Origin of the sequence: Micromonospora sp. NPDC049662, assembly GCF_040675055.1 — a bacterium.
GTDB lineage: Bacteria > Actinomycetota > Actinomycetes > Mycobacteriales > Micromonosporaceae > Micromonospora.
Map to the genome: position 1 here is coordinate 165,625 of NZ_JBFAOC010000011.1, position 22,538 is coordinate 188,162.

A 22,538-nucleotide genomic window follows, 5' to 3' on the forward strand; every position below is an offset into this window, starting at 1 on the left:
CCGGTGTCGTGCACCAGATCGGCAGAAGCGACGTGACGACTGCCACCCGTGCCCTCCTCGGCGACGGGTACCGTCCCGGCGGCCCGACGCCCGACCTCGGCGCGCTGTTCGTCCAGCTCGCCGCGATCGCCCAGCCACGCACCACTGTGCGGGCGGCAGCCATCGTCCGAGCGGCGCACCTGCTGCGGCATCCGAGCGATCCGGACGACGCCGAGCGGCAGTTCCTGCGCCGCATGGAGAAGCTGGCCCGGTCGGCGCGGCCGGTCGCGGCCGAATCCGGTCGGACCCAGAGCCTGTACAACCCGATGATCTGGTTGGTGGAGAACGAAAGTGACCTGCCGGCCTGGCTGACCGCGGGCAAGGACCGGATCCGCGTTATCAGCCTGCCCCGACCGGACTACGGCGATCGGGAACGCTGCGCCCGCCGGCTGTTGCACGGCCAGATCCCCGACGCGACGCTGCACGAGCGGGCTCGCTCGTTCGCCGAGCAGTCCGAAGGACTCACCCTGCAGGGCATGATCGAGGTGACCAGGCTGGCACGCGATCGTGGGCTGAGCCCGGAGCAGTGGCCCGACGCGACCCGAACGTTCAAGCTCGGGGTATTGGACAATCCCTGGCGCCGCGACTACCTGCACACCCGGATCCGCGACGGGGAACGGTCCCTGCCCCAGCGGATCATCGGCCAGCGCCAAGCCGTGACCAAAACCCTGGACATCCTCAAACGCGCCGCTCTCGGCCTGTCCGGCGCCCACGCGGCACGGGCTTCGGCACGCCCGCGCGGAGTTCTGTTCTTCGCCGGTCCGACCGGGGTGGGCAAGACCGAGTTGGCCAAGGCAGTGGCCCATGTGGTGTTCGGCGACGAGGCGGCCTACCTGCGGTTCGACATGAGCGAGTTCTCCGCCGAGCACGCCGGCGATCGGCTGATCGGCGCTCCACCGGGCTACGTCGGGTTCGAAGCCGGCGGAGAACTCACCAACGCCGTGCGTCAGCAACCCTTTCGGGTGATCCTGTTCGACGAGATCGAGAAGAGCCACCCGCGCATCCTCGACAAGTTCCTGCAGATCCTCGAGGACGGCCGGCTCACCGACGGCCGCGGCGGTACTGCCCACTTCTCCGAATGCATCCTGATTTTCACCAGCAACCTCGGCATGTACGTCGACGACGGCACGGGCCAGTTGACGCAGACGGCTACGCCGGGCACTCCCTACGACCAGGTCGAGACGATCGTGCGGGCAGCGATCGAGGATCACTTCACCCGGGTCCTTGGTCGGCCCGAGCTGCTCAACCGCCTCGGCGACAATGTCGTGGTATTCGACTTCATCGGGCCGGAAGCGGCCGAACAGATCTTCGAACTCCAACTCGGCAACGTGCTCCGGCGCCTCAGCGAAGAACACCACGTGTCGGTCACGCTTGACCAGCCGGTCCATGCGCGCGTGCTCAGGGAGTGCACGCGCGACCTGGCCCGAGGCGGCCGGGGGATCGGCTCCGCCCTGGAGACCGCGCTCGTCAACCCGCTGGCCCGCGCCCTGTTCGACCGGCTGGCGGTACCGGCGGGCGACGCGCCGGCGTCCGGCGACACGACGTCGCTCGTCGTGACGGCCTGGCGGCGTCAGGCCGACGTCATCACCGTGGAGCTGTCATGACGACTATCGAGATCAGTCGCCTCCACCACCCGGTCACCACCCTGGGGTACGGCAGAAGGGCCGGAATCTGGCTGCAAGGCTGCACCCTCGCCTGCACCGGCTGCCTCGCCCGGGACACCTGGCCTCGCCGCCCCGACCGGTCGGTCCCCGTCGAGGAGGTGCTCGACTGGCTCACCTCACTTCCTCAAGGGATCGACGGTGTGACGATCTCCGGCGGCGAACCGCTCCAGCAGCCGGTCGCGCTCGCCGCGCTCCTGCGCGGGATAACCACCTGGCGGCACACCCGGCCGATCGACATCCTGCTCTATACGGGATACGGCTGGTCGCGTGCGGCACGGCTGCCAGAGCTGCGCGCAAGCTGCGACGCCGTGGTCGCGGGTAGGTACGTCGAGCGGCGTAACAACGGCGACACCCCATTGCGTGGCTCGGCGAACCAACGCGTCATCACCCTCAGCCCGCTGGGCCACCAGCGATACGGCGAGGCCGCTCAGCTCGTCCGGGCAGGCTTGCAGACCGGCGTGCTCGACGGCCGGCTGTGGCTGGTCGGGATCCCGCGGCCCGGCGAGCTCGACCAGATCGCCGATCATCTGCGGGCCCGCGGCATCGGCGTCGGGGAATCGACATGGAGCGGCTGATCTGCCGCGCCTGCGGCGCACCGGTCGGCTCCGGTGACATCGTGTGCGGCAACCCGGACTGCTATGCGAACCTCACCGCCGTCTCGGCGGTCATCGAGGTAGACAACCTCGTCACCCCGCAGCCGATCGACCCGGTCGCCGTGGACATCACCTGTCCGTCGTGCGGAACGGCGTGTCCGCCGGGGAGCCGGATGTGCCCGCACTGCCTCAGTGTGCTCGAAACCGTCCTGATGATCGCGTTGCTCGACCCGCCGTGGCAGACAGTCCTCGAGGCCGGAGTAACCCTGATCCTCGGTCGGGACCCCGGTTCGCCCGCGGCGGCCGCGCTGTCCGGCCACGATGCTGTCTCGCGACGACACGCGGCTGTCACGACTGCGCCGGACGGGGCCGCGACGGTGACCGACCTGTACTCCACGAACGGTACCTGGCTGGACCAACGGCGGCTTGAACCCGGCGTACGACACCCACTTCGGCCTGGGGCCACCCTGCGACTCGCATCGACCGCGACGTTTCAGGTCGAGTGACAACCCGAGCCAGTCGCGCCGGCGCGGCGGATAGTCAACCTCCGGCCTTCCGAACGGGGCGAGGGTGGGCTGAAGCGCATAGGCTGGTGACGAATCGATGGCTCGTCTCGGAATGACCACCAAGCCCGTGATCTGGAATGAATTGCCATACCTTGACCTCCATCTTATGAGCGGTATAGGGGGCCCTGGATCTGTCTTCTGCCGCCATCATTTAGTAATCTCTTCTCAATCGGCCATCATCGATTCCTCGTCGTGGGCGAGCGGACGAAGGGCCGAATCGGAGGGAGGGGAGAATGAGTCTCCCGAAAAGATCAATTGTGGTGGGCGCCGTCGCGATGCTGGCCCTCACAGCGGCCTCGCCGGCCGTGGCGGCCGAACCGGAAGGCGACATCCGTAGTGCCGGCGGTGCCACGGCTGTCACCGACAGCTACATCGTGGTGTTCAAGGAGAGCGCGGTGAGTCGGGCGCAGGTCGGTGCCACCGCCAGCAGGCTGGTCGGTCAGCACGGCGGAGCGGTCGCTCGGACCTACTCCACGGCGCTGCGCGGCTTCGAGATCACCGCCGGCGCCAAGGCGGCGGCCAGGATCGCCGCGCACCCCGATGTCGCGTACGTCGAGCAGAACCACACGGTCCGCATCTCCGGGACACAGCCGAACCCCCCGTCCTGGGGCCTGGACCGCGTCGACCAGCGCAACCTTCCGCTCGACAGCTCGTACACCTACCCGAACACCGCGACCAACGTGCACGCGTACATCGTCGACACCGGTATCAACTTCGCCCACAACGACTTCGGCGGCCGGGCCACCTCCGGCTACGACGCTGTCGACGGCGGCTCGGCGGACGACTGCAACGGGCACGGCACGCACGTCGCCGGCACCGTCGGCGGCTCGACGTACGGCCTGGCCAAGGGCGTCCAGTTGGTCGGCGTACGGGTGCTGAACTGCTCGGGCAGTGGCACCAACGCCGGGGTGATCGGCGGCATCGACTGGGTCACCGCGAACGCGATCAAGCCGGCCGTGGCGAACATGAGCCTCGGCGGTAGCGCCAACTCCTCGCTAGACACGGCCATCAACAACTCGATCAACTCCGGCGTCACGTACGCGGTCGCGGCCGGCAACGGCAACGCCCTCGGCGTTCGGCAGAACGCCTGCAACTACTCCCCGGCGCGGGTGGCCTCCGCGATCACCGTAGGTGCGACGCAGAACAACGACGCGGCCGCCAGCTTCTCCAACTTCGGCACCTGCGTCGACATCCTGGCGCCGGGCGTCAACATCACCTCGGCCTGGTACGACAGCAACACCGCGACCAACACGATCAGCGGCACCTCGATGGCGTCGCCGCACGTCGCCGGCGCGGCGGCGCTGGCGCTGTCGGCGAACCCGTCCTGGACCCCGCAGCAGGTCCGCGACTACCTGGTCGGCAACTCCACCCCGAACGTGGTGACCAACGTCGGCACCGGCACCCCGAACCAGTTGCTCTACGTGGGCAGCGGCGGCACTCCACCGGCCGACGACTTCTCCGTCGGGGTGTCGCCGACGGCCGGTTCGACCGCGCCGGGCGGCTCGGTCAGCGCCACCGTGAGTACCGCGACCACCAGCGGCTCGGCGCAGTCGGTGAGCCTGTCGGCGAGCGGTCTGCCGAGTGGCGCCACCGCCTCGTTCAGCCCGGCCACGGTGACCTCGGGCGGCTCGTCCACGCTCACCATCGCCACCTCGGCGAGCACCCCTGCCGGCACCTACGGCGTCACTGTCACCGGTGCCGGCACTGCGGGCACGCGCAGCGCCACGTACTCGTTGACCGTGACCGGCTCGGGTGGCGGCGGCTGCTCGGGCACCAACGGCACCGATGTGGCGATACCGGACAGCAACACGGCGGTGACCAGCGGCATCGTCATCACCGGCTGTAACCGTAGCGCCTCCTCGGCGTCCACCGTGGCGGTCGATATCGTGCACACCTTCCGGGGCGACCTGATCATCGATCTGGTGGCACCGGACGGTACCGCCTACCGGCTGAAGAACCAGAGCTTCCTGGACGGCGCCGACAACGTCAACGCCACCTATACCGCGAATCTCTCCACCGAGTCGGCGAACGGCACCTGGCTGCTGCGGGTGCGGGACGTCTTCTCCGGTGACACCGGCTATATCAACGCCTGGACCCTCACCGTCTGAGACGTGACGAAGGGCCCTTTCCGCTCCGATTTCCGGTAGCGGGAAGGGCCCTTACCGTAGGTCAATTGGTGTCGACGATCATTCCGGCGGCGATGGTGCGGTTGGTGGTTTCGTCGATCAGGATGAAACCGCCGGTGGTGCGGTTGCGCCGGTATTCGTCGGCGAGCAGCGGGACGGTCGTACGCATGCGGACCCGGCCGATTTCGTTGAGTCCGAGTTCGGTGGCGGCCTCGTCCCGATGCAGCGAGTTCACCTCAAGTCGGTAGTGCAGCTCGCGGATCACGGTCCGGGCGGTACGGGTCGTGTGCTTGATGGCGTACTTCGCGCCGGGACGCAGCGGGGTGGCCTCGTCCATCCAGCAGATCATCGCCTCGATGTCCTGCGCGACCGCCGGGCCGTTGTGGGGCCGGCAGATCAGGTCGCCCCGGGAGATGTCGATCTCGTCGGTCAACCGGACCGTGACCGACATCGGCGGGTACGCCTCGGCGACCGGTCCGTCTGCGGTCTCGATCGCCGCGATCTGGGAGGTGAACCCGGAGGGGAGAACCAGAACCTCGTCTCCCGGCTTCAGCACACCCGACGCGACCTGGCCGGCGTAGCCGCGGTAGTCGGTGACCGTGGTCGACTGCGGGCGGATCACGTACTGCACCGGGAACCGGACGTCGACCAGATTGCGGTCACTGGCGATGTGCACCCGCTCCAGGTGGTGCAGCAGCGACGGGCCCTCGTACCACGGGGTGTGCTCCGAGCGGGTCACGATGTTGTCGCCGTGCAACGCCGAGACCGGGACGACGGCGAGGTCCGGCACCTCCAACTTCGCCGCGAACGCGGTGAACTCGTCGGCGATCCGCTCGTAGACCTCCTGCGACCAGCCGACCAGGTCCATCTTGTTCACACACAGGACCAGGTGCGGCACCCGCAGCAGCGAGCAGAGGAACGCGTGCCGGCGGGACTGCTCGACCAGGCCCTTACGGGCGTCGACCAGGATCAACGCCAGGTCGGCCGTGGAGGCGCCGGTGACCATGTTCCGGGTGTACTGGATGTGCCCCGGGGTGTCGGCGACGATGAACTTCCGCCGGGGCGTGGCGAAATACCGGTACGCCACGTCGATCGTGATGCCCTGCTCCCGCTCCGCCCGCAGGCCATCGGTCAGCAACGCCAGATTCGTGTACTCGTCGCCGTTGGCCGCGCTGGCCGCCTCCACGGCTGCCAACTGGTCCGTGAACAACGACTTGGTGTCGTAGAGCAACCGACCGATCAGCGTCGACTTGCCGTCGTCGACGCTGCCCGCCGTCGTGAACCGCAACAGGTCCATCGCCCGACCCTCGGACGCTGCGCCCTCGACCACCGCGACCCCGGTCGTAGCCATCAGAAGTAGCCCTCTCTCTTGCGGTCCTCCATCGCGGTCTCACTCACCCGGTCGTCACCCCGGGTCGCCCCCCGCTCGGTGATCCGGGTCGCCGCGACCTCCTCGATCACCAGGTCCACCGTGTCCGCCTCGGACAGCACCGCCGCGGTACAGGAGGCGTCGCCGACGGTCCGGTACCGCACCCGCGCTTTGAACGGCTCCTCCGAACCTCGGGGCACGATGAACTCGTTCACCGCATAGAGCATTCCGTCGCGCTCGACCACCGTACGTTCGTGGGCGTAGTAGATCGACGGCAACGCCAGCCGCTCCTGGGCGATGTAGTGCCAGACGTCCAGCTCGGTCCAGTTCGACAACGGGAACACCCGGATCGACTCGCCCGGGTGATGCCGCCCGTTGTACAGCGACCACAGCTCCGGCCGCTGGTTCTTCGGATCCCACTGACCGAAGTCGTCCCGGAAGCTGAACATCCGCTCCTTGGCCCGCGCCTTCTCCTCGTCCCGCCGCGCCCCGCCGAACAACGCGTCGAACCGGTACTTCTCCACCGCCGCCAACAGGACCGGGGTCTGGATCCGGTTCCGCGTCCCGTCGGCGGATTCGCGGACCAGACCTGCCTCCAACGCCTCGGGTACGCTCGCCACCACCAACTGCAGGCCGAGTTCGGCGACCCGCTGGTTCCGGTAGTCCAACACCTCGTCGAAGTTGTGCCCGGTGTCGACGTGCATCACCGGGAACGGGATCCGGGCTGGCGCGAACGCCTTCTGGGCCAACCGGAGCATCACGATCGAATCCTTGCCGCCGGAGAAGAGCAGGACCGGGCGCTCCAACTCGGCCACCACCTCGCGCATGACGAAGATGCTCTCTGCCTCGATCGCGTCCAGGTGCGAAACCCGGTACGCCGCCGCGGGCGTCGTGTCGTTTGTCGTCATCGCGGATCACCCGGCTGCCGTGGCCGGTGCCGGCACCGGGGTCAGGTGTTGCCGCAGCGCGGCGAGGAGTGGGGCGGCCAGCTCCGGCCGGCAGACCACCAGGTCCGGCAGCCGGGGATCAGCCTCGTTGTAGCTCAACGCGGAACCATCGATGCGGGAAGCGTGCAATCCCGTGGCCGTCGCCACCGCCACCGGGGCCGCCGAATCCCACTCGTACTGACCACCCGCGTGCACGTACGCGTCGACCTCACCGGTGATAACCGCGGCGATCTTCGCCCCGGCCGATCCCATCGGCACCAACTCGGCACCGACCTCGTCCGCCAACTTCGTCAAAAACGCCGGCGGCCGACTCCGACTCGCCGCCAACCGGATGGTCCGACCGCTGACCGCCGGCGGCCGGGTCGGGGGTGTCTCCGTGCCGAGGGTACGGAGCTGGGCCGGCAGGGCGATGGCGCCCGCCACCAGGCGGTGCTCCGTCGGCGCGTTCCGTTGCCAGAGTGCGACATGCACCGCCCAGTCCGTCCGGCCCGGCTCGGAGAACTCGCGGGTCCCATCCAGCGGGTCGACGATCCACACCCGGTCGGCGCCCAGCCGCTCCGGCAGAGGGTCGGCCGTACCCGTTGCCCAGGCCTGCCGGGCGCCGTCGTCCTCCTCCGAGAGCACGGCGTCGGCGCTTCTGTGCCGTGCCAGTTCAACGCGCAGCAGTTGGTGCGCCGCCCGATCACCCGCGCGCTTCAACGCGGCCGGGTCGTGGTGACCGTGCTCCGCGCGGACCTGCAGCAGCAGCCGGCCGGCCCGATCGGCCAACCAGGCGGCGAACGAGCCATCCGACGCGGGGGCCGTTGACCTGGGGGGTTCCAGCACGTTCATCGACGAACACCTCCGATAGACGCGGTGACCGTGCCGTTCACTGGACGGCACGCCGACTGAAACTTCGGACGCTGGTGACCGTGACCAGTGCGGCCACTCCGGTCAGCACCAGCAGACAGACCCAGGCCGGTATGTGCGCGACGCCGGGCAACATGGCCCCGCGCACGCCCTCGGAGACGTAGGTCATCGGGTTGAGGGCGGTGACCGTCTGGAACCACGGCATCGAGGAGAGCCGCGGCCACGGGTAGTGGATGCAACCGGTCCAGATGATCGGGGTCACGACCAGCGAAAACGTGATGTTGATCCGTTGGATGGGCAGGATCATCGCCAGCGTCATGCCGATGCCGCCGCCGATCCATCCGCCGAGCAGGATCGTCAGCAGGACCATCGGTAACCGTCCGGGCTGCCACGGGGCCGAGCCGACCATCAGCGCCCCGAGTGGGTAGATGAGGGCTGCGGCGACGAGCCCGCGCAGCATCGCGACCACGAGCTTGCCGACCGCCACCAGGTTCGTCGACAGCGGGGCGAGGAGCCGGTCTTCGATCTCCCGGGTGAAGCCGAACTCCTTGACCAGTGGCAGTGCGACGCTCTGCAGCGCGGTGGTGAGCGCGGCGAGCGCGACGATGCCGGGCAGGAACAGGTCGGCGAAGTTCCGGCTGACGACGCCCTGCCCGCCGAGCACCTTGACGAAGACGAAGAGCATGAACAGCGGGGTGAGGCCGACCTGGACCAGGATGACCCAGAGTTCCTTGACGGTGACCAGCAGGTCCCGGCGCAGAATGGCCAGGAAGGCCCGGTGGGCGCGAGGTCGCGCGGGTGCCGCCGCGAAGCTCGTTGCGGCAACCGGCGGGGCGTCGAGGTCGGTCACCGTGGGTCCCTTCCGGTCAGTCCGATGAAGACGTCTTCGAGGCTCGGCTCGCCGATGCGTACGTCGGTGAGGGTCGCCGACCGTGTGGTCAGGACGGTGAGCGCCGGTCCGAGCACGGTGGCGGGGTCGGCGGCGAGATGCAGCCGGATCCGGACGCGCCCACGCCCGCCCGGGTCGGGGGCGAGCGTGGCGACCGACCGCTGCCGGGCCAGCGCGGTCAATGCGGCGGGCGTGCCCGCCCCGAACCCCGCGCCGCCGCGGAGGCCGAGCATGGAACGGAGACTGCCGGGCCCTGCCCCGGCCCCGGCGCCGGGCGGCGGCGGGTCGGCGAGCCGTTCACCCTTGCGTACGCCGGAGACCTCGGAGAGCGCACTCAGCAGCTCGTCCGGTTCGTCAAGCGCGGCCAGGGTGACCGTCAGGTCGAGGATCGATCGTCCGGCGAGCCCTCTGACCAGGTTGCCCGGCGTGTCCGCGGTGAGCAGCCGACCGTGGTCGACGATGCCGACCCGGTCGACCAGAGCGGCGGCCGCGTTCATCTGGTGAGTGGTCAGGACGACCGTCACACCGCGCTCGCGCATCTCGCGGATCCGGCTCCAGATCAGCCGGCGGGACTGCGGGTCCAGACCGTTGGTGGGCTCGTCGAGGAAGAGCACCGCTGGTTCGTGGATCAACGCGCGGGCGATCATCAGCCGTTGCGCCATGCCGCCCGAGTACGCCTCGATCCGTTTGTCCGCCCGATCCTGCAGGCCGAAACGGTCCAGGAGCTCATCGGCCCGCGCGTTGCGTACGGCGCGGCTGACGCCGTGGTACGCGGCGTGGTACAGCAGGTTCTGTCGTGGTGTCAGCGACCGGTCCAGATTGTTGTGCTGGGGTACGACGGCCAACTGGGCGCGGGCCGCGACCGGGTCACCGACCACGTCGATCCCGCTGACGAGCGCCCGGCCCCCGGACGCCCGCAGCCGGGTGGTGAGGATGCCGATGGTGGTCGACTTGCCGGCGCCGTTGGGTCCCAGCAGCCCGAAGATCTCGCCGCCGGCAACCGTGAAGGACAGCCCGTCCACGGCTGCGTTCGTGCTCCCGGGATAGCGTTTGACGAGGTCGGCGACCTCGACCGCAGCCGGGCTGCCACCACTACTGGGCATCTGCTGCTCCCTCTCGTGAGCTGTCGGATCAGTGGCCGCCGGTGCGGGTCAGCCGCCGGTTCGGGGGTGTGCGTCGAAGAAACGCCAGATGGTCTCGGTCGCGTCCAGCGCGGTCGCGGGTGGATCCAGGCCGAGCAGGCGTTGCGCCTGCGGTCCGGGGCCGGCGGCACCGGGCCACTGGTGGCCAGCGCCCTCGACGGTGACCAACTCGACCGCCCGTCCTCCCGGACAGGTGGCGACCGAGGTCCGGACCGGGCCCGAGGCGGTCGTCGCCGGCGCCGGGCATCCGTCGGTGGTACGCCATTCGCCGAGCAGGTCGGGGATGGGCGGCCCGTCGATCTTGACCGGATTTCGCCCGGTCCCGTCGTTGTCCCGCTTGCCCGGACCACCGTTCAACGGCACCGTCTGGTCCGCCATCCCGTGAATGTGGATCACGGAGATCGGTGCCGGTGACGAGCACGGGCCGAGTTGGGTCGCCGCCACCGGCCCGATCGCGGCGAACAGCTTCGTGTCGCACGCCAGGCGGTATGCGAGCATCCCGCCGTTGGAGATCCCGGTGGCGTAGATCCGGCTGCGGTCCACCGGAAGTTGGTCGGCCACGGTGGCCACCAGTTGCTGGATGAAGGCGACGTCGTCCACGCCGTCCCGGGCCGGTGGTCCGCAGCAGTCCGGGCTGACCGCCCAGGAGCGGCTCATCCCGTCCGGGTAGGCCACGACAAAGCCCTCCTGGTCGGCCTGGGCGTTCCAGCCGTAGGAGGTTTCCGCCTGGCTGCCGGTGCCGAGCGCGCCGTGCAACATGACCACGAGCGGTGCCGGGGTCGACCCGGCGAGGTTGGTCGGCCGGTAGAGGCGGAAGCGGCGCTCCTGCCCGTCGACCACGAGGGTGTGCGTCGAGGAGCCGGTGGGCACGGTGGACACCGGTCCGGCCTCGTGCTGCTCCGGGTCGTCCCGGAAGAGCCCGCAGCCGGCCGACAGGGTGAGCGCTCCGACGAGCGACAGGACCGTGAGCAGGTGTCGCCGCCGACGGTACGGTCTCACGCGATGTGTCCAAGATATACCAATTTTCATCATATTCGCACCCTGGCATATCAATGTTCAGGCTTTGTAAGGACCTGCACCGATTTGTGTTTGGCGGGGCTGGCTCCGTCCGTTCCCGCGACGCGCGGCCCGAGCGGAGCCAACCGGCTAGGGCCTGTTTCATAAGAACTGGTCGGCCTGCGGCGGGCCCGGACGACGACCGGCGGCGTTGCGGTGGCGTCCGGATACAACACCGGTATCCGGACGCCACCGCGCCCTGCCGGATCGCCGCCCGGACTCCGCCTCGGCTCGACCGCCCTCATGAAACAGGCCCTAACAGTGCTGCACGCTGAGTCGGATCAGTTCCCAGCCGCCCTCGGGAACATCGTCGTCCGGGTCCGTACGCAGGTTCATCGGATTGGCCATGCCCAGGTAGAGGGTCGACCCGTCGGCGATCATGTTGCGGATCCCGTAGTTCAGGTAGTTGCCGAGCCCACTGTTGTCCACCACCGTGGCCGGCCTGCTGGTCGAGTCGAAGACGAACAGGTCGCCGCCGTAGACCGGGGCCGGCGGGGGGTCGTCGGCCAGTACCGAGGCCTTGCCGAACTCGGCCGCGGCGGGGCCGGTGACACCCAACAGCCGGGCGGTGTCCTGGCCCAGGTCCTTGGAGATGTAGCTCCAGTCCATGGTGCCCACGTACAGTTTCCCGCCCGCCACCGCCATCTTCCAGGTGTAGTTGTTGTAGGGGTTGCCCATGCCCGACGGGCCGTACAACGGGGTGTATCCGGTCGAGGCGGCGGCCCAGAGGCCCGCTCCGCCGTTGCCCGCCGGGTCGTAGGCGGGCAACTGGGATGCGCCGTACAGCAGGTCCACCCGCTGGTGACGGTCGCCGAAGCTCTTACCTCGGAAGATGCTGATCGCCCGCTGCGTGCTGCGGACCGTGGACCGCAGCGCGGCCTCGTCCGCCGGTGGGTAGGTCGCGATGTGCACCGTGGTCGCCTTCATCGGCACGTGCATCGTGCCCCAGTACAGGTAGCCGTTGAAGGAGGCGAGCCCACCCAGGGCGTAGGTGCGGGCCACGACCGGGTCGGGCTCGTACCCGTCGACCGACCAGACCTGGGTCCAGTTGTCGGCGTCGGCCGGCGTGAGGCCGCGTTCCCCCTGCGACAGCTTCGGGCTCATCCACACCCCGGCGACCCCGGACAGCGGCTCGTCGGTCGTGCCGGGCACGGCCGCTGCCAGGGCGTCGTCACCGGAACCCGTCCAGGTCGTCACGAAGATCCGCCCCTCGTGCACGGTGAGATCCGCCGCCTGGGCCGGTAGGTTCGCGACCTCGACGAAGCTGAACGGATTGCTCTTGGAGCCGGTCCAGCGCAGCACGTGCCCCCGGTTGCCGCCGTTCGCGCCCACCCCGACACCCGCGTAGAGCGCGCCGTCGGCCACCACGAAGTGGCGGATGTTGCCGTACGCCGGCAGGTTGATCGAGCCGAGGAAGGCGCCGGTGTCGGTGTCGAAGGCGAACAGGTTGATGCTCTCGCCCAGGGCGGGCCCGCCCAGGAACGCCACCCCCTGATGGGTGCCGGCGGCCCGGATTCCGGCGGTCGTGCTCAGCCGGTTGGCGTCGGTGGTGGAGGCGGCCTTCACCGCCTCGGTCTTCTCCGTCAATCGCCCCGAACGTTTGTCGTACGTGTACAGGCGGGGCGGGCGATGGTCGCCCAGGGTGGGAGGCAGAGTCGGGTTACGTTTCGCGATCTGGCTCTCGCCGTACTCGCACACCCAGTCGTCGTTCAGGTTCGGTGTCGTGTTGCGCAGGTTGCGCCCGCTGGTCATGCAGTTGACGTTCGCTCCGGTCCCGAACCACAGGCTCTGCGCGGTCTGGGTCATGCCCCACAGGTAGGACTGGTTCACCTTCGGCTGGCCGGTGGCGCATGGCGGACCGGGTGGATAGGCCACACCGATACCGGCGAAGCACTCGTCCGGGGTGCCCTTCCCGATCAGCTTCCGCTCGTATTTTGGCTGATGTCCGGCCGTACCCGGCGCATCAGTCCCGATCGGGGTGGCGGCGGCTGACGCCGGCGCTGCGAGGACGTACAACAGTCCCAGTACGGCGGCCGCGGCGAGCGGTCGCCGGCCCGACATCCGGAGTGGTTTCACGAATGGTTCCTCTCGTTCGACGGAGTCCTGAGGGTCGGTGGGGCACGATCGCGGGTCAGGCCGCGGCGACCTCGCGGGACCGGGCGGGGCTGACCACCCGTGGGGCGACCCGCCGTGCCCAGTCCTCCCAGTCCTCGAACTCCAGGAACCGGGCCAGCAGGCCGAGCTGCCCGATCGGGTCGGCGACCAGGTCCTCGTAGCTCATCCGGTGCAGGTGGCGCGGCGGCAGGTCGGTGAGCGCCTGCTCGGCCTGGCTGGTCAGGAACGCGCTCAGACCGAGGTAGCGGCGCAGGTCCTGGCCCCGATCCCGGAGCAGGTCGGCGCTGAGCCGGTCCGGCAGGTAACGCTCCAGGTCCTCGGGCACCGACTGGCCGGGTTCGATCCGGAACGGATCCAGCCCGCACCGGCCGAGGAACTCCACCCGCAGCTGAATCAGCTGGAACGACGAGTGCTGGCTCATCGAGCGGGCGGTCGCCTCCCGGTCGCGGGTCAGATACACCACCTTCGCCTCGGGAAATGCCCGCAGAAGGTACGGAGCGACGTGGCTGGACCCGCCGGAACGCTCGACCCAGCGCCGCTTGCCGGTCATCACGGCCAGCAGGTCGAGGAACATCCGGTGGTGGTCGCCGACCGACTGCGTCGGGAAGTCCGGCACCCGCTCGGCGAGCTGGTCGAAGAGGCGGTCCGGGTCGGGGGTCAGCTTCGACAGGGTGATGGCGAGGATCCGCGGCAACTCGGTCATCCGGTCGGCCCACCTCCCGGTCGCGGGATACCGCACCTCCTTCGGCGGCAACCCGATTCGGAAGAGAGTGGCGAGTTCCGCCTTGGGGCTGCTCAGCACCGCCCAGTACGCGGCCCCGGTCAGCACCTCGGAACTGCGTGCCCAGGGTGCGACGGACATGAAGAACTCCTGCGCCGAGAGAGTCTCGGGCTGCTCCGCGATCAGGTCCGAGAGCAGCGTCGAGCCGCACCGGCCGTTACTGATGATGATCGACCTGCCGGTGACCGGGGTGTCCATCCGAGGACCTCCTGCACGTTGGGTTGTCACGGGGCGGTGGCCACCTCGGCCACCTCGACGGAGCACTCCTCGCGGAGCCACGCCAGGACGAGCCGGCGGACCGCCTCCGGCCGGTCGACCAGGACTGTGTGTTTCTCGCCGGGTAGGACCACGGTCCGCGTCTGCGGCAGCAGCCGGACCACCGCCGGTGCCAGCTCGACGACCGCGGAGTTCGCGCCGTAGAGGCAGAGCACCGGTACGTCGATCGCGCTGATCTGCGCGGCACTGGGCAGGGCACTCGCCGGTAGGTCCCGGGCCAGCGTGGTCGCCATGAGCAGCTCGCCGGTATCCCGGGCCCGGCGGGCCACCTGGGCCCCCCGGCCGGCGACGATCTGCGCCAGCGCCTCCGGTCGGGGCAGAAGGTCGGCGGCCCGGTCCAGCCGGCGCGCGACCCGGGCCATCCACGCCGGGGTCGGCGGCGAGGATTCGACCGCCGCGACGGAGGCGACCCGGTCGGGGTGCCGGGCCGCGTAGGCGAACGCGATGGTGCCGCCGAACGAGTTGCCGAGCAGGTGCACCGGAGCGGTGACGTCAAGTGCGGTCAGCATCGCCGACAGGTCGTCGACGAAATCGTCGAGGGTGTAGCCGGTGGGCGGGCGCTCGCTGTGGCCGTGCCCCCGCAAGTCGTACATCACCACCCGCAGCCCGGCGTCGGCGAAGGGCTTGGCCAGGGTGAAGTACCAGCTCGCGAGGCTGTCGGAGGCCATTCCGTGGATCATCACGAGGGTCGGCCCCGCACCCCGGTCAGCGCCGACCTCGTCCGGCTCACCGGCCGGTGGTTCGAGGTGTTCGACGTGCACGTCGATCCCGTTGGCCCGGATCATCGTCACGAGTGGACCGCCTCGACGACGGTGGGGCTCGCGTCGAGGGAGCGTGCGATGTGCTCAACCAGCTGCCCGACCCGCAGCTCGCCCACGGTCTCCAGATCGAGTTTGGCGACGAAGTGCGCGAAGTTGACGGTGTTGCCGTACCGGGCCTGCAGCCGGCCGGCGAGGGAGACGACGTCGATGCTCTCCATGCCGAGGTCGTCGCGGAAGGTGGTGTCCACGGTGATGGGTTCGTCGGCGGCGAAGTCGCCGAGGACCGCGTGGATGATCCCGGTGAGCTCGGCGAGGATGTCGGCGTGCGTGGCGGCCATGGGAGGTGCTCCTTCGGATGGTCGGGAGTGGATGCCGGTCACGGCTGATCGGTCCCGGTCCGCGGGCCCCAGGTCCAGGCGACCACGTACCGTCGAGGTGGTAGGTCTTCGGGATTTCTGACCTCGCGGTACTGGACCGGGTAGCTCCGGTCGTCGACGTGGACCGTCAGCACCGTGTCCGTGGCGCCGGTCACCACGAACCGGCGCGGGCGGCCGTCGAGTCCGGTCCCCTCCGCCTTGCCGACGGCCTCCTTGGCGGCCCAGAACCGGGTGAACCACTGCCGCCGGTCCTCGGCGTCGCCGCCGAGCGAGTCCAACAGGGCGGTCTCCCCGTCGGTCAGGGCGAAGCGCAGGGTGCTCTCCGGATGGTCGGTGATCTCGGCGACGTCGATGCCGACGCCGGGCGCGTCGGACGGCGACGCCGGCCCGCGGGGTTTCGCGATCGCGACGCCGATCTCCGCGCAGTGCGCCAGCGAGACATCGCAGTCGCGCAGGTCACGGCCCGGACGTCCGTGCACCCGGGGTCGCCCGTCCGGATCGTTGCCGACCGTCAGTTCGATGGGGTAGATGTCGCGGTGCCCGTCCTCCCACAACCGGAACCGGACGGCGTCCTTCACCGCGATCCGGCCCAACAGCCACTGTTTGCGGGATCTGGCGGGCTGCCGCTCGTAGTCCTGGTACGCGGCCGAGCCCAGGATGCCGCGGGCGGCCATGCCCTGGGTGACCAGGTCGGTCCAGCAGTCGAAGGCCATCGTCCAGCCCTCGGGTTGGATCAGTGACATCGGATGCCGCTCGGGGAACCGCTCCGCCGGCCGGGCCTGCGGATGGCTGTCGAAGCGCCGGTCCACCGCGCCCTCGATCTGTGCCCACACCCGGCCGTCGACCACCAGTTGGGTGTCCGCGACGAGTTGTGCGTCGTCGATCGAGCGCACCCGGGCGACACACTCGAAGTCCGTACCGGGTGCCGGCGGGGGGCCGAAGTAGCGGATGTGGCGAAGGCCCACGGGCAACGCGACGGTACGGAACGGCTGTGTGGTGATGAGCCAGTTGCCGATCAGCTGCAGCGCGTTGTCCAGCAGGGCACCCGGCGGCACGGGTGCGCGGACCACCCCCCGTACGTGCATGTCACCGAGGGCGTGCACGGCGGTGATGCCCTGAAACTGGGGGCCGTGGAACATCAGCCGCTCGGCGTACATCTCCTCGGCGCTGATCCGTGGCGGCCGTTCGGTCGCGGGATCGTGCCGCCACACCTCGGGCGGGTCCGCCGGATAGTCCGCGGCGAGTTCCACCATCGACCGGGCGTACGGGCCGAAGGTGACCGAGACCATGCCGTCACCGGTCGGCCGCACCGCGATCTCGACGTCCTGACCCGGCTCGGCTATCAGCCAACGGTTGAACCGGGCGTCGCGTACGGCCACCGCCCGCAGGCCCGGCATGGCCTGCTCCGCCGCGTCGACCATGTGCTGCACCAGGGTGGTGGCCGGCACCACCGGCCACCGGTCCTCCATCTTCGGCCAGTCCGGTGGCTGGACGAAGAAGCAGTGGTCTTTCAGGTACGGCATGTTCTCGACGGAGACCCGCAACGTGATCCGCCGAACCGGACCCGGGTCGCCGTTGCTGGCGCTGGCGCTGACCGCCTTGCCGGTGTCGACCCCGTTGGCCGAACCGACCCCGTTGCCCGCGACGCCGTTGCCGCCGCCTCCGGGCGCGGCGGTTCGGGAGGGTCCGGCTGGCGGGGCGACCGGGGGTTGTCCGACACCCGGGCGCGGCGGTACCGGCGGAGCCGGCCGGGCGGCCGCGTCCAGAACGCTTGCCGCGTCCCGAGCCGTGTCCTGCAACAGCGCGGCGAGTTCCGCGGCCGCGCTGGACCGTCCGGTCAACCTGTGCAGGGCGGCAAGCGCCGCCGCCGGGTTGGTGCCGTTACCCGCCGGCTCGGGCTGCCGCCCCGCTCCGACTGCCGGCGAGGCGCCGACCGGAACGGCCGAACCGTGCTTTGGCGGACCCGCGGCCAGGTGGTTCGGCGGGGTGCCGCCCGCTGACACGCCGAGCAGACCGGCGGCGCCCGCCCCGAGCCGGACCAGTGGTCCACCGAGATCCAGCGGAATCGACGGGCCACGGCGTACCGGTTTCGCGGCTGCCTTCGCCAACGGCGGATCGAGCGCGGTCAGGTTCGGGCTGCCGCCCTCCACCCAGATCGCGGTGGCGACCCGGCGGAGCTGGTCCAGCCCGCTGCGGTGCTTCACGTTCACCGGCATCGCGAGATGCTCACGCCCGCGCAGGTTGTCGCTGATCAGCGAGGCGAGCTGTCCCGCACCGACCTGGAGGAAGACCCGTACCCCGGCGTCGTACATCGCCGCGACGGTCTGACGGAACCAGACCGGCTCCATCATGTGTCTGACGAACAGGGCGTTGACCTGCGCCTCGTCAGCGGGGAACGGTGCCGCCAGGGTCGCCGACCAGACCGGTATCCGGGTCGGGTGTACCTCCCACCGCCGCAGCGCCGCGCCGATCGACTGCAGGCCGTCGACGAACACGGGGGTGTGGAAGGCCGACCGGAACGGCAACTTCTGACACAGCACGTTCTCCGTACGCAGGGCCTCGACCAGCCGGTCCACCTGGGGTTCGGGGCCGTTCACCACCGACTGCCCCGGGGCGTTGTCGTGGGAGAGCACCACCCCCGGAAAGTCACCCAGCATCGGGGTGACCCGGTCCGCGCCAGCTCCCACGGCGGCGAACACGTATCCGGAGACCTCGACCGAGTCGGCGTGGAACAGTTCCAGAAAGTCGTCCATCGCCGCCGTGCTGATCTGCCCGCTGGTCGCCGCGGCGGTCCACTCGCCGATGCTGTGTCCGGCGACCGCGTCCGGTAGCACGCCGAGGTGGCGCAGCGCCCTGTCGAGGAGTTTGCCGACCTCGATCAGCCCGGCGCCGTGCCGGCCCAGGTCCGAGGCGGACCACTGCCGGTCCGGCAGTCCGAGGTGCGCGGCGATGTCCGCGGTACGGGGCGCGAACTCCGCCTCCAGGCCGGGGAAGACGAAGGCGAGGCGTCCGGTGCCGGCGGCCAGCAGCGGTGACGGGCTGAACCAGATGTCCCGTCCGCCCCGCCAGGCCTGACCGCGGGCGACCGTCTTGCGGGCGACGGCCAGCAGCTTGTCGGTCGGGCTGACGATGCCGAGTCGGCATGCTTCGGCCCCGTTGGCGGGCCGGTTGCTCCGGGCCCGTTCGACGCCGAGGGCCCGCACCTCGTGGTCGCTGCGGGCCAGCAGGCCGGCCAATTGGGCGGGGTCCGGCGCGGCGAGCCAGAGCACCTGGTCGGGCTCGGTCACCGCAACCGTCGAGCTGCCCGTGGTCGGCGCGGTGTCTCGTCCGACACTCGCTCCACCCACCGCCAACGGCTGCCCGGCGGTCGGCCGCTGCCGTACACCGGCGGGTTCGGGCGCCTGCTCGATGATGACGTGTGCGTTGATGCCGCCGAAGCCGAAGGCGTTCACCCCGGCCCGACGCGGCCCGTCGCTCTCCCACGGGCGGGCGGTGGGGATCGGGGCGAACCGGGTCGCGGCCATCTCCGAGCGTGGATCGTCGCAGTGCAGCGTGGGCGGCAGGACTCCCCGGTACACCGCGAGCGTCGCCTTGATCAGGCCGGCGATGCCGGCGGCCGGCATGGTGTGCCCGATCATCGACTTGACCGATCCGATCACCGGGCGTGGCCCGTCGCCCGAATGCGGTCCGAAGACCTCGGCGACCGAGACCAGTTCGGCCGCGTCGCCGGTGGGTGTGCCGGTGCCGTGCGCCTCCAGCAACCCCAGCGCGTCCGGCGCGGTCGGGTCCAGCCCCGCCGCTTCCCAGGCCCGCCGGATGGCCAGCACCTGTCCGGAGGAGGCCGGGTTGAACATGCTCGCCGAGCGGCCGTCGCTGGACATCCCGCTGCCCCGGATGACGGAGTACACCCGGTCGCCGTCCCGGACAGCGTCGGACCACCGCTTGAGTACGACCACACCCGTGCCCTCGCCGATCAGCAGGCCGTCGGACTCCCGGTGGAAGGGCCGGCTCTCACCGCGCCTGGACAGCGCCCGCAACTGGTTGAACACCGACCAGAAGCTGATGTCGTGCACGTGGTGCACTCCACCGGCCAGGACGGCGTCCAACCGTCCGCTGCGCAGCTCGGTGATCGCCTGGTCGACCGCGATCAGCGACGAGGCGCAGGCCGCGTCCAGGGTGTACGCCGGACCGCGTAGGTTGAGCCGGTTGGCCACCCGGGACGCGGCCAGGTTCGGCACCAGACCGATCGTCCCCTCCGGCTGGTACGGGCCGAGCCGCTCGTCGAACTTCTCGCGCACCAGGTCGAGCCGGCTCTGGTCCAGCTCCGGAATCAGCTCCCGCAGCACCTGGATGACCTGGCTCGACATCCGCACCCGTTGGGCGTAGCGGGCCTGAGCCGGACTGAGGATGCCGCCCCGCCCGAGGATCACTCCGACCCGGTCGCCGCCGGGCAGTCGGTCCGCGCCGCCGGCATCGTCGATCGCGGCGGCGGCCACGTTCAGGGCGATGAGCTGGTCCGGTTCGATGTCCGCGACCGAGGCGGGCATGATGCCGAACCGCAGCGGCTCGAAGGTCGCGAACTCGTCGACGAACCCGCCGCGCCGGCAGTACATCCGGTCCGGCCGGTGGGCCTGCTCCGGGTCGTAGAACTCCTCGTCCCACCGGTTCGCCGGCACGTCGGTGATCGCGTCCACCCCGTCGACGAGATTGCGCCAGTAGCTCTCCAGGTTGCCGGCGCCGGGCATCACCGCCGCCATCCCGACGATCGCGATCGGGTCGCTCCGATCGGTACTCGTGTTCATTTTCGGCCTCTCGCTCCACCGTCGACGGGCGTACCGGGTGTGCGGCGCGGGTACCGCCGCATCCGCTGGACGATCACCAGCCGGAGGCGGTGTAGACCACGGAATTGATCTTCGGGTCGCCCCACGCCAACTCGCTCAGCAGGCTGAAGGCACCCGCTTCGGGGTCGATCAGATCGATGCCGCGGCGCGCGTACTCCCGACTCAGCTCGTCGCTGACCATCCCGCCGTGCCCGGCGCCAGGTGCCCACGGCCCCCAGTGCACGGTCAGACAGCGGTTGCCGGTGCTGGCCGCCCAGCGGGCGCCGATCGCGTCGACCGCGTCGTTCGCCGCGGCGTAGTCGCTCTGACCTCGATTGCCGTATGCCGCGGCGATGCTGCCGAACAGCACCACGAACCGAGGGGGCGAGTTCAGCTCGTCCAGGCCGCCCAGTACCGAACGGGCACCGTCGACCTTGGTGCCGAACACCCGGGCGAACGACTGTGGGTCCTTCTGCGCGATCAGCTTGTCCTCGATCACGCCGGCCGCGTAGACCACGCCGTCGACCCGACCGTGCGTACGCTCGACGTCCAGCAGCAGGCGGCGGATCGCCGACGCGTCCCGTACGTCGAGGGCGTGGTAGCGCACCTCGCTGCCCAGTTCCCGCAGTTCGGCGAGGGTCGTCCCGACCTCGCGGGCGGCCAGGATCGCCTGCGCGGTGTGTTCGATCTGCGCCGGTGACCGCAGACCCCGGCCGGCGAGCGCGGCACGCAACGACGCCTTGTCCCGGGCCGACACCAGGTCCGGATCCTCCGGCCCGGTCGGCAGCGGTGTGCGGCCGACCAGCTCGATCCGGCAGCGGCTCGCCATGGCCACCGCGCGGGCGAACCAGGGCGTGATCCCGCGAGCCCCGCCGACCAGCACCACCACCGAATCCCGGTCGAGGCCGATCGCGGCGGCCTCGGAGGCGCCGTCACCGGCCGGCCCGGCACCGCTGGTCGCCACCGCGCCCAGCGCCACCGGGGTGAGGGAGACAGTTGTCCGCTCGGTCTCGCGCCGCACGACGGTCGGGGTCTCCCCGGGGACCAGCAGCTCGTCGATCAGGTGTCGGGCGATCTGCTGCGGTTCGGCGGCACCGTCCACCTGGACGTACCTGGCCGCCACCTGTGGGTACTCCCTGGAAATGGTACGGAACAGGCCGGCCAGGCCGTCGCTCCGTTCGGTGCCGCCGACCGGTCCTGCCGCGAGCAGCCAGCGGGGACCGGCGGCGAGCGCCTGCTTGAGGAACGGGAAGACGTCGGGCAGCAGGGGTGCTCCGGCGCCGTCCAGACCGTCCAGCAGGATCAGCCCGTCGAAGCCGGCGAGCTGGTCGGCCTGCCTCTCGTCCAGCACACCCGTCTGCCCGGCCGCGCCCTGCTCCTGGAGCAGTTCGGCGAGGTACGGCAGCGCCGGGCTGGCGCCGGTGATGAGGAAACGCGTTCCGGCGAGCACGTCGGCCGGCTGCCCGGCCGGTGGGGCGCCGGTGTCCGCGCCGGGAGGTCCCGCGACCACCGTCGCCAGGGGCAGCAGCCGCTTCGGTGTGATCCCGGCCGGACCGCTGGCGGTGACCGAAACAGCGGGGACCGGCGCGGGTGCGATGGCCGGGCTCATGGTGGCCAGGGCCGAGGGCGCTCCGGCGGGTGGTGCCACCATCGGTGTCGGTGCGGTGAGGGCCAGCGCGCCGTTACTCGGCGACGGCGCCGAGGCGGTCACCTCCTGCGTCTTCTGGTTGAGCCAGTCGACCATGGTGCGTACGGTGCGGGCCTTGACGAGGTCTTCGAGTTCGGCTTCGTCGCCGTCGACGGCGAGGCCGAGTCGTGCGGCGACCTCGCCGGCGACTTCGGCGCGTTTGATGGAGTCGATGCTGAGGTCGGCTTCGAGGTCCAGGTCGAGTTCGATCAGGTCCACCGGGTAGCCGGTGCGTTCGCTGATCACGTCGAGGATCGCGGTCTGGAAGTCGGGACGGGTCATCACGGCAGTGCCGGTCGTGACGACAGTGGTGGAGTGCGCCACCCCGTTCGCCGGGCCGAGTACGGAGGTCGCGTGGATCACGGTCGTACCCGTCGTCGACCGGATCTTCTGGTTGAGCCAGTCGACCATGGTGCGTACGGTGCGGGCCTTGACGAGGTCTTCGAGTTCGGCTTCGTCGCCGTCGACGGCGAGGCCGAGT

Annotated in this window: 16 protein-coding genes; 4 read left to right on the forward strand and 12 right to left on the reverse strand. The window is 70.3% G+C overall.

Features of this window, described 5'->3' with window-relative positions:
- Positions 1-8 precede the first annotated feature (8 nt).
- The 4 genes from AB0J36_RS11905 to AB0J36_RS11920 all read left to right on the forward strand — a co-directional run bounded on the left by AB0J36_RS11905 (position 9) and on the right by AB0J36_RS11920 (position 4,970).
- Positions 9-1,643 carry an AAA family ATPase gene (locus AB0J36_RS11905; RefSeq protein WP_357392409.1) on the forward strand — a complete coding sequence of 545 codons (1,635 nt, stop codon included), beginning with the start codon at positions 9-11 and terminating at the stop codon, positions 1,641-1,643.
- Entirely contained in the window at positions 1,640-2,278 is a 639-nt protein-coding gene (locus tag AB0J36_RS11910; RefSeq protein WP_357174085.1) for a 4Fe-4S cluster-binding domain-containing protein, read from the forward strand. Before AB0J36_RS11905 ends, AB0J36_RS11910 begins: the two co-directional genes overlap by 4 nt.
- The gene (locus AB0J36_RS11915; protein WP_357174082.1) at positions 2,266-2,802 is read left to right on the forward strand and encodes an FHA domain-containing protein; all 537 of its coding nucleotides are present in this window, start codon (positions 2,266-2,268) and stop codon (positions 2,800-2,802) included. The genes AB0J36_RS11910 and AB0J36_RS11915 overlap by 13 nt, the downstream gene beginning before the upstream one ends.
- A 293-nt stretch (positions 2,803-3,095) precedes the next feature.
- Positions 3,096-4,970: a S8 family serine peptidase gene (locus AB0J36_RS11920; protein WP_357174079.1), complete on the forward strand. Its 1,875-nt coding sequence runs from the start codon at positions 3,096-3,098 to the stop codon at positions 4,968-4,970.
- A 61-nt stretch (positions 4,971-5,031) separates the two neighbouring features.
- On the opposite strand, the gene AB0J36_RS11925 is transcribed toward AB0J36_RS11920, so the two are convergent.
- The 12 genes from AB0J36_RS11925 to AB0J36_RS11980 all read right to left on the reverse strand — a co-directional run.
- Complete coding sequence (locus AB0J36_RS11925; RefSeq protein ID WP_357134592.1) at positions 5,032-6,339, reverse strand: GTP-binding protein; 1,308 nt, start codon at positions 6,337-6,339, stop codon at positions 5,032-5,034.
- Positions 6,339-7,265 carry a sulfate adenylyltransferase subunit CysD gene (gene cysD, locus AB0J36_RS11930; protein WP_357174076.1) on the reverse strand — a complete coding sequence of 309 codons (927 nt, stop codon included), beginning with the start codon at positions 7,263-7,265 and terminating at the stop codon, positions 6,339-6,341. Before cysD ends, AB0J36_RS11925 begins: the two co-directional genes overlap by 1 nt.
- A 6-nt stretch (positions 7,266-7,271) precedes the next feature.
- Positions 7,272-8,135 carry a 3'(2'),5'-bisphosphate nucleotidase CysQ gene (locus tag AB0J36_RS11935; RefSeq protein WP_357134589.1) on the reverse strand — a complete coding sequence of 288 codons (864 nt, stop codon included), beginning with the start codon at positions 8,133-8,135 and terminating at the stop codon, positions 7,272-7,274.
- Between the two features lie 37 nt (positions 8,136-8,172).
- Entirely contained in the window at positions 8,173-9,003 is an 831-nt protein-coding gene (locus AB0J36_RS11940) for an ABC transporter permease (protein WP_357174073.1), read from the reverse strand.
- Entirely contained in the window at positions 9,000-10,145 is a 1,146-nt protein-coding gene (locus tag AB0J36_RS11945) for an ABC transporter ATP-binding protein (protein ID WP_357392411.1), read from the reverse strand. The genes AB0J36_RS11940 and AB0J36_RS11945 overlap by 4 nt, the downstream gene beginning before the upstream one ends.
- Positions 10,146-10,193: 48 nt before the next feature.
- Complete coding sequence (locus tag AB0J36_RS11950) at positions 10,194-11,183, reverse strand: PHB depolymerase family esterase (RefSeq protein ID WP_357174067.1); 990 nt, start codon at positions 11,181-11,183, stop codon at positions 10,194-10,196.
- A 312-nt stretch (positions 11,184-11,495) separates the two neighbouring features.
- Positions 11,496-13,316, reverse strand: a complete 1,821-nt coding sequence (locus AB0J36_RS11955; protein WP_357174064.1) for a hypothetical protein — start codon at positions 13,314-13,316, stop codon at positions 11,496-11,498.
- 55 nt (positions 13,317-13,371) lie between these two features.
- Complete coding sequence (locus AB0J36_RS11960; RefSeq protein ID WP_357134580.1) at positions 13,372-14,334, reverse strand: sulfotransferase domain-containing protein; 963 nt, start codon at positions 14,332-14,334, stop codon at positions 13,372-13,374.
- Between the two features lie 26 nt (positions 14,335-14,360).
- Positions 14,361-15,197: an alpha/beta hydrolase gene (locus AB0J36_RS11965; RefSeq protein WP_357174262.1), complete on the reverse strand. Its 837-nt coding sequence runs from the start codon at positions 15,195-15,197 to the stop codon at positions 14,361-14,363.
- 2 nt (positions 15,198-15,199) lie between these two features.
- On the reverse strand, positions 15,200-15,511 hold the full coding sequence (locus AB0J36_RS11970) for an acyl carrier protein (RefSeq protein WP_357134577.1): 312 nt from the start codon (positions 15,509-15,511) through the stop codon (positions 15,200-15,202).
- A gap of 38 nt (positions 15,512-15,549) precedes the next feature.
- On the reverse strand, positions 15,550-20,352 hold the full coding sequence (locus tag AB0J36_RS11975; RefSeq protein WP_363660479.1) for a beta-ketoacyl synthase N-terminal-like domain-containing protein: 4,803 nt from the start codon (positions 20,350-20,352) through the stop codon (positions 15,550-15,552).
- 73 nt (positions 20,353-20,425) lie between these two features.
- Positions 20,426-22,538, reverse strand: a 2,113-nt coding sequence (locus AB0J36_RS11980) for an SDR family NAD(P)-dependent oxidoreductase (RefSeq protein ID WP_363660480.1), incomplete at its 5' end; no start/stop codon positions are given.

Excerpts from the sequence above, each read along its gene's own strand:
- cysD (WP_357174076.1), bottom strand. The coding sequence starts at position 7,265 with ATGACGACAAACGACACGACGCCCGCGGCGGCGTACCGGGTTTCGCAC.
- AB0J36_RS11970 (WP_357134577.1), bottom strand. The coding sequence starts at position 15,511 with ATGGCCGCCACGCACGCCGACATCCTCGCCGAGCTCACCGGGATCATC.
- AB0J36_RS11910 (WP_357174085.1), top strand. The coding sequence starts at position 1,640 with ATGACGACTATCGAGATCAGTCGCCTCCACCACCCGGTCACCACCCTG.
- AB0J36_RS11935 (WP_357134589.1), bottom strand. The coding sequence starts at position 8,135 with ATGAACGTGCTGGAACCCCCCAGGTCAACGGCCCCCGCGTCGGATGGC.
- AB0J36_RS11920 (WP_357174079.1), top strand. The coding sequence starts at position 3,096 with ATGAGTCTCCCGAAAAGATCAATTGTGGTGGGCGCCGTCGCGATGCTG.
- AB0J36_RS11965 (WP_357174262.1), bottom strand. The coding sequence starts at position 15,197 with ATGATCCGGGCCAACGGGATCGACGTGCACGTCGAACACCTCGAACCA.
- AB0J36_RS11925 (WP_357134592.1), bottom strand. The coding sequence starts at position 6,339 with ATGGCTACGACCGGGGTCGCGGTGGTCGAGGGCGCAGCGTCCGAGGGT.
- AB0J36_RS11975 (WP_363660479.1), bottom strand. The coding sequence starts at position 20,352 with ATGAACACGAGTACCGATCGGAGCGACCCGATCGCGATCGTCGGGATG.
- AB0J36_RS11915 (WP_357174082.1), top strand. The coding sequence starts at position 2,266 with ATGGAGCGGCTGATCTGCCGCGCCTGCGGCGCACCGGTCGGCTCCGGT.
- AB0J36_RS11945 (WP_357392411.1), bottom strand. The coding sequence starts at position 10,145 with ATGCCCAGTAGTGGTGGCAGCCCGGCTGCGGTCGAGGTCGCCGACCTC.
- AB0J36_RS11960 (WP_357134580.1), bottom strand. The coding sequence starts at position 14,334 with ATGGACACCCCGGTCACCGGCAGGTCGATCATCATCAGTAACGGCCGG.